This is a genomic window from Sodalis sp. (in: enterobacteria), from assembly GCF_047607725.1.
GTDB lineage: Bacteria > Pseudomonadota > Gammaproteobacteria > Enterobacterales > Enterobacteriaceae > JBLKSS01.
On the sequence record NZ_JBLKSS010000331.1, the window covers coordinates 3,575 to 7,776 of the forward strand.

Below are 4,202 nucleotides of genomic sequence, written 5' to 3' on the forward strand. Positions count from 1 at the left end.
GACCACCCTGACCACCCTGACCACCCTGACCACCCTGACCACCCTGACCACCCTGACCACCCTGTACACCCTGTCGCCGCAGGCCTTCGCAGCGTCTACCGAAACACTGCACGGCCGTACCCGCACGTATTTTGCCGGCGACAGGCTAACGCTGCTGCAAAGCGGCCACCAGACCAAACCAAAACAGGTGCCCGGTACGCCTTATTGGGTCATTACCAATACCAATAGCGACCGCAAACGGAGCATGATTGAACATATTATGCTGGCGATGCAGTTCCCAACGGAGCTGATAGAAAAAGTTTGCGGCACTCTTAAATTTAATTGACTAGCAACGGAGAAGCTCCGATGGCCAATCACCCCCGCGCCGGGCAGCCCGCCCGCCAGAGTGATTTAATCAATGTGGCACAATTAACGTCACAATATTATGTATTGCTGCCTGAGCCGGGCAACAGTGCCCAGGCGGTAAAGTTTGGCACCTCGGGACACCGCGGCAGCGCAGGACGCCATAGCTTCAACGAAGCCCACATTTTGGCCATCAGTCAGGCTATCGCCGAGGAGCGCGCCAAGCAGGGTATCAAGGGGCCCTGCTATGTGGGCAAAGATACCCATGCGCTCTCCGAACCGGCGTTTATCTCGGTGCTGGAAGTCCTGACCGCCAACGGCGTGGAAGTGGTTGTGCAAGCGGACAATGGCTATACGCCGACGCCGGCGATTTCCAATGCCATCTTGAGCCACAATCGCGGCGGCGGCGCGCAGGCCGACGGTATTGTTATCACTCCTTCCCATAATCCGCCAGAGGATGGCGGCATCAAATATAATTCGCCCAATGGCGGGCCGGCCGACACTAACGTCACCCGGGTTATTGAAGAACGCGCCAATGCGCTTTTGGCGGATAATCTGCGCGACGTCAAACGCCTGACGCTGGACAAAGCCTGGCAAAGTGGCCATATCCACGCCAAAGATCTGGTGCAACCCTATGTTGAAGGGTTGGCTAGCGTGGTGGATATGCCGGCCATTCAACGCGCCGGGCTGAAATTGGGCGTCGATCCGCTGGGCGGCTCCGGCATCGCTTATTGGCAGCGCATTGCCGAGCATTACCGGCTGGATTTGACGCTGGTCAATGAAGAGGTCGATCAGACGTTCCGCTTTATGCATCTCGATCATGACGGCATCATTCGCATGGACTGTTCGTCGGAATCGGCAATGGCGGGGCTGTTGGCGCTACGCGATAAATTTGATTTGGCGTTCGCCAACGATCCGGACTATGACCGGCACGGTATTGTTACACCGGCGGGCTTGACGAATCCCAATCATTACCTGGCGGTGGCGATTAACTACCTGTTCCAGCACCGCCCCCAATGGGGCGATGAGGTGGGCGTGGGTAAGACGTTGGTCTCCAGCGCCATGATTGACCGGGTGGTTGACAGCCTCGGCCGCCGGCTGGTGGAAGTGCCGGTAGGCTTCAAGTGGTTTGTGGATGGCCTGTTTGACGGCAGTCTGGGTTTTGGCGGCGAAGAGAGCGCCGGGGCGTCATTCCTGTGCTTTGACCGTCAGCCCTGGTCCACCGACAAAGACGGGATCATCATGTGCCTGCTGGCGACGGAAATTACCGCCGTGACCGGCAAAAATCCCCAGCAGCATTATGATGAACTCGCGCAGCGCTTTGGCGCGCCCAGCTACAACCGCATTCAGGCGCCGGCCACCCACGCGCAGAAAGCGATTTTGTCCAAGCTGTCCCCCGAGCAGGTCAGCGCCAGCACGCTGGCGGGCAATGCGATCACCACGCGGTTGACGGCGGCGCCAGGCAACTGCGCGTCCATTGGTGGGCTGAAGGTGATGACGCAAAACGGCTGGTTCGCGGCCCGTCCTTCCGGTACGGAAGAAGCCTACAAGATCTACTGCGAAAGCTTCCTCGGCGCAGAGCACCGCCAGCAGATCGAGAAAGAGGCGGTGGATATCGTGAGCGACGTGCTGGCAGGGGCGAAATAAGCCCCCGGCTGCGGCGGGTCATGCCCGATGTGACCTCCAGCGAACCCAACGGGTATTATCCTCAAAGCGAATGCGGTTCGCGAACCCAGCTGGCGTGATTGTTGCCCGCTAAGGGGTACCGCAAATCAAGCGGGCTCTTCGGTGCTCGATAAGGCTGTTCACAAGCCCTGCAGGCGAGATTGCTGCCCGGTAAGGCGTTCAGCGAAACAAGCGGGCACTCTTCATGGCCCGATAATGTCGGCCCGGCGCCAATCGGGCATTTATATCGCCGTGACGCGCGCGGCGAGCCCCCCGGCCATCATCCGATGGCCGTTTTTTTGGTTGCCGTTAACCCGTCCCGGCGGGGGCGGCGCCGGCAATATGTTATTGCCCGCCAGCGGAAACAGTGAAATTCGGCTACGCTTTGCCTACCCGAAACCCTCCACAGGAGCCGAGCATGAGCAGTAGGATCCCCGTCGGTATCAGCGCCTGTCTGATGGGTGAAAAGGTCCGCTTTGACGGCGGCCATAAACGCCTGGCGTTCGCCATGGATGATTTTGCCCCGTTTGTCGCCTTCACCGCCATCTGCCCCGAAATGGCTATCGGACTGCCAACGCCGTGTCCGGCGCTCAGGCTGGTGAAAAATCTCAACGATCACATCACGTTGCGCACGAGCAAAGAGGCGAACCCCATGGATTACACCGCCAGCATGGAAGCATTCGCGCGCCAACGGGTACGTCAGCTCGCCGATCTCTGCGGCTATATCGTCTGCGCCAAATAGCCGAGCTGCGGTATGGCGCGGGTAAGGGTCTATGAATCACAGGGGGTGCAAAAAACCGGCGTGGGTCTGCTTACCCGTATATTGCTGGAGCAAATGCCCTGGCTGCCGGTAGAAGAGGATGGCCGGCTGCAGGATGCTCAATTGCGGGAGAATTTCGTGGCGCGGGTATTTACCCTGTGGGAATTCAACCAACTGATGCGCCAACCCCTGACCCGCGACGTGCTGATGGCCTTTCACCGCCGTTATAAGCTGTTATTGCTGGCGCATTCGCAGCCGGCTTATCGGCGCATTGGCCCTTTTGTCGCCAGTATGGACCGTTGGCCGTCGCTTGACGCGTTCGCCCTGGCGTATCGCGACCGGCTGAGGGCGCTGTTGCGCCACCCGGCGACCCGGTGTAACCATACTAATGTGCTGATGCATGCGCAGGGATATTTTTACCGTTACCTCACCCGCGCGCAGCGCAGTGAACTCACCGGCTTGATTGACAGCTATCGCCAGGGGCTGCAGCCGTTGCTGGCACCCATCACGCTGCTGAAACATTATATGGTCGAATATCCTAATGCCTGGCTCGCGCAGCAGCGCTATTTTGAACCCTATCCCGAAGCGCTGCGGCTGCGTTACGGACATTAACTCTACGGATGTTTTATGACAACCCATCTGCTCTGGCTGCGCAACGACCTGCGCTTACACGATAATACCGCGCTATATGCGGCCTGTCAGGATCCCCCCGCGCGGGTGCTGGCGGTGTTTATCGCCACGCCGCAGCAGTGGCGGGATCACGACATGAGCCCGCGCCAGGCGGAATTTATCCGCCAACATCTGTGTCATCTGGCCGACGACCTGGCGGCGTTTTGCCAGCGCGAACGGGTGGATAGGCTGTTTTATAACTATCAATATGAATTCAACGAGCGGGAGCGTGACCGGTAACTGGAGCGGCGGAACGGCGACGACACGCAGTGCCAGGGCTTTGATGATAGCATGCAGCCGCCGCCGGGCAGCGTCCACACCGGCAACCAGCAGATGTACAAGGTCTATACGCAATTTCGTAACGCCTTCCTGCACCGGCTCGAAGAGCAAGATCCGGCCTGCCTGCCGGCGCCGCGAGCGGCCCCTGCGGCAAGACATGCGAGATCGCGCCGTTTGATTATCCCACCACGCCCCCCGGGCAAGACTATCCCGCCGGTGAAGCGGCCGCACTCTCCCGTCTGCGTACCTTTTGTCATCAACATTTGCAGGATTATCACCGCGGCCGCGATATTCCGGCGTTGGACGCCACCAGCCGGCTGTCCGCCTGGCTGGCGATCGGCGTTCTATCGCCTCGCCAGTGTTATCAGCGGCTGAGCCAGGCGTCCCCCCAAGCACTAACGCCGGGGCAGAGCTGCGCCTTCACCTGGCTCAATGAACGTAAGCGCCCCGTGGAGGACGTCTTGAATTATTGGTGGGTTTGTTGTAT

At 59.5% G+C, this 4,202-nt stretch carries 2 protein-coding genes and 3 pseudogenes; all 5 read left to right on the top strand.

The genetic code is table 11. From position 1 onward, the window contains the following. Nucleotides 1–325, top strand: a pseudogene (locus ACMX3H_RS19830) (hypothetical protein); the annotation flags it as partial. Nucleotides 326–345: 20 nt separating this feature from the next. Continuing rightward, nucleotides 346–1,989 (top strand): phosphoglucomutase (alpha-D-glucose-1,6-bisphosphate-dependent), encoded by a 1,644-nt coding sequence (gene pgm / locus ACMX3H_RS19835; protein WP_415210011.1) that lies wholly within the window; start codon nt 346–348, stop codon nt 1,987–1,989. Nucleotides 1,990–2,425: 436 nt separating this feature from the next. Beyond that, nucleotides 2,426–3,379 (top strand): annotated as a pseudogene (locus ACMX3H_RS19840) (DUF523 and DUF1722 domain-containing protein). Between the two features lie 15 nt (nt 3,380–3,394). Beyond that, nucleotides 3,395–3,676, top strand: coding sequence for a deoxyribodipyrimidine photo-lyase (locus tag ACMX3H_RS19845; RefSeq protein ID WP_415210010.1), 282 nt, complete (start codon nt 3,395–3,397; stop codon nt 3,674–3,676). Nucleotides 3,677–3,978: 302 nt separating this feature from the next. Beyond that, nucleotides 3,979–4,202 (top strand): annotated as a pseudogene (locus ACMX3H_RS19850) (deoxyribodipyrimidine photo-lyase); the annotation flags it as partial.